The sequence below is a fragment of the Bartonella sp. AP40SXNS genome, from assembly GCF_042195825.1.
In the GTDB taxonomy this organism is placed as follows: domain Bacteria; phylum Pseudomonadota; class Alphaproteobacteria; order Rhizobiales; family Rhizobiaceae; genus Bartonella.
The window spans coordinates 1-2,550 of sequence record NZ_JBHIPB010000053.1 but is presented as its reverse complement, the minus strand read 5'-3'; the positions used below and the strand labels follow the sequence as shown (position 1 = coordinate 2,550).

At 41.2% G+C, this 2,550-nt stretch carries 4 protein-coding genes and 1 pseudogene; all 5 read left to right on the top strand.

The window, feature by feature from the left end; translation table 11 throughout:
* Positions 1 to 190 (top strand): DUF4043 family protein (locus ACFILZ_RS09565; RefSeq protein ID WP_375611026.1); only part of this gene is annotated, 190 nt, incomplete at its 5' end.
* Positions 191 to 212: 22 nt separating this feature from the next.
* Complete coding sequence (locus tag ACFILZ_RS09560) at positions 213 to 593, top strand: hypothetical protein (protein WP_375611027.1); 381 nt, start codon at positions 213 to 215, stop codon at positions 591 to 593.
* 11 nt (positions 594 to 604) lie between these two features.
* Positions 605 to 985 carry a hypothetical protein gene (locus tag ACFILZ_RS09555; RefSeq protein ID WP_375611028.1) on the top strand — a complete coding sequence of 127 codons (381 nt, stop codon included), beginning with the start codon at positions 605 to 607 and terminating at the stop codon, positions 983 to 985.
* 11 nt (positions 986 to 996) lie between these two features.
* Positions 997 to 1,704, top strand: coding sequence for a hypothetical protein (locus tag ACFILZ_RS09550; protein WP_375611029.1), 708 nt, complete (start codon positions 997 to 999; stop codon positions 1,702 to 1,704).
* A 1-nt stretch (position 1,705) separates the two neighbouring features.
* Positions 1,706 to 2,550, top strand: a pseudogene (locus tag ACFILZ_RS09545) (hypothetical protein); the annotation flags it as partial.

The window sequence follows — 2,550 nt, the reverse complement described above, 5'->3', positions numbered from 1 at the left end:
GAAAAATCATAGTGCAACAAATTACACCCTCAAAGAAGAATATTTTGATTATGAACGTGAATTTGGTGTTGCCGCCAAGACTTTGATAGGAATGAAGAAAACTCGTTTCCAAATGCCCAATAGTGCACAAACAGCGCAAGATTTTGGAACGATTGTTATTCCTACCTACAGCGGTGAAGCAGCAGCGTAATCATTAAGGAGGAAAACAAGACATGGCAGATCAATTACCCCCTCCATTACAGGGCAGAAATCTACATACCCAACAGGTAAGTTTCTTACGTTTGAATATCTTACATAAAGAGAAACATCTCACAGAAAAAATCGGGATATTACCCCGTGGTGCTTTAATTACCTCGATAAAAGCGTTTGTGAAGACAGCGTTTTCTGAGACGAAATTGAAGATTGGCAGCACCTATGGCGGCAATGAGTTTGGCGAAAAAGATATCAAAGCCCAAGGCACGCAAGATTTTACGCCAACAGACCAAAAGTCTTTTGTTGCAGATGATAAGGAGATGACCCTTTATGCAACACGAGACAAAACCACTGATGCTGGTGAATGTATTGTGGTTGTGCAATTCGTGACAAATCATTGAGGGGATAAGACATGGCAGATTATTTACCACAGCCCTTGCAAGGGAGAAATCTTCATACCCAGCAGGTAAGCTTTTTGCGGCTTAATTTTAGCTATGAAGATAAAGAAAACGCTATGAGAATAGGTACGCTACCTCGTGGTGCTTTGATTACTTCGATTAAAGTGTTTGTTAAGACAGCATTTTCGGACACAAAGGTCAAAATAGGCAGCACTGCTGGAGGGACTGAGTTTGGTGAAGCGGAAATCAAACAACAGGCAGTAAAAGAGGTTAAGCCCACCAATCAGAAGGAATTTGTCCCTTATGATGAAGAGGTCACTCTCTATGCTAAAGCGGACAAAACAGTACAAGCTGGGCAAGCAAGTATAGTCGTTGAATTCGTGACTAATCACTGAGAGGTATTTTGATGACACGTCATTATATTCGGGTTAAGACTGGAGGACCGATACCTGTAAAGCGAGATGTTTATCGTCATAAGAGAACACTTTCGCACTTAGTGTCGGTCATTCAAGATGAGATTGATGACATAGCCGATGAGTATGTTCAACAAATCCAAGAAAGCATTTTTGCAGCCATTCGTTTTTGTGAACGGGAGACCTTTTACTTTAACGAAAGCCGTGATGTGGTGTTTGAGACACGGGCGGGACAAGGTGTTTATGATGCAAGCACTACCCGCCCTATTGAAACAGCTGTTAAAATCAAAAACGTTTATCTAAGCTCTGATCAACATCATAAGTTTGCATTGGAGTGTAAGGACCATGTTTCTTTAGAGCCTTTGTTATCATCAGAGCAGCAAGGAACGCCGGTTTGTTACAGTTATTTTGATAGGAAATTACATCTTTATCCCACGCCGGATAAAGCCTATCAGATTCAACTCATTCTCTCTCCATTGCGTTTATCAGAGATAGAGAGTGTTGATGAGGAGCATCCATGGTTTGTGCACGCGTTTGATTTGATTAAGGCGCGTGCAAAATACGAACTTTACAAGAATATCCTTAAAGAACCCGATTGTGCAACAGCAGCGTACAATGACTTTAACGAACAGTTGCATGAATTGCGTGCAGAGACGTCCAAACGTCATAACGTCACTCGAATAATTCCGACGGATTTCTAATATGGTTTATTTTCCAATCGCTGATTACAGACCAGATGTTGCGGTTGTCAACGGCAGTTTTACGGATATGCTTGTGAATGTTTTACCGGCTGATGGCTGTTACATTCCGATGCCTAATGCAATGGTAGTGTCTCATGCTTTAGAAGAAAAGCCGTTGGGGTGCATAGCCTTTAGAAGTGGCAATGGTGTTAAGATAATCGTAGGAGGAGCCAAAAAGCTTTACAGTTATGATAGTCAAACGAAGGGTTGGAAAGACATAAGTCAAAGTGGTGTGACCTATCAAGCAAATGAAGAGAATAAATGGTCGTTTGCATTATTTGGTGAAACTATTATTGCGGTGAATAAAAATGATAAACCACAAGTCTTTAATACTCATAGCTCTGAACGGTTTGAAGATTTAGGAGGCAATCCCCCGAAAGCAGGATTGGTGAAGGTTTGGGGTGATTTTGTTTGTTTGATGCAATTAACAGATCATCCCAATCGCATCCATTGGTCGGGTTTGAATGATGCAACTCATTGGACGGTAGGTGATAAAGATTGTTATTATCATAATTTTAATGATGGAGAATATGTTCAAGGGGCAACGGAATCGAGCAATCCCCTCGTTTTTTTGCGTTCTGCTATTTATGCTGGTTGTTTTACGCTAGGCTCTAAAGTCCCCTTTATTTTTCAAAAGCTTCAAGACAAGCGTGGATCCCGCAGTGCAGCCTCTATAGCTTGTCGAGGGAGTGATGCTTTTTTTGCGAGTGATGGTGGCTTTTATCAGATCAGTGCTGATGGTCAACTTTTGCCGATAGGCTTTGAGAAGGTTGATAGAACGGTTTTTAAAACCTTTGATAAGTTTGC

Excerpts from the sequence above, each read along its gene's own strand:
- ACFILZ_RS09560 (WP_375611027.1), top strand. The coding sequence starts at position 213 with ATGGCAGATCAATTACCCCCTCCATTACAGGGCAGAAATCTACATACC.
- ACFILZ_RS09555 (WP_375611028.1), top strand. The coding sequence starts at position 605 with ATGGCAGATTATTTACCACAGCCCTTGCAAGGGAGAAATCTTCATACC.
- ACFILZ_RS09550 (WP_375611029.1), top strand. The coding sequence starts at position 997 with ATGACACGTCATTATATTCGGGTTAAGACTGGAGGACCGATACCTGTA.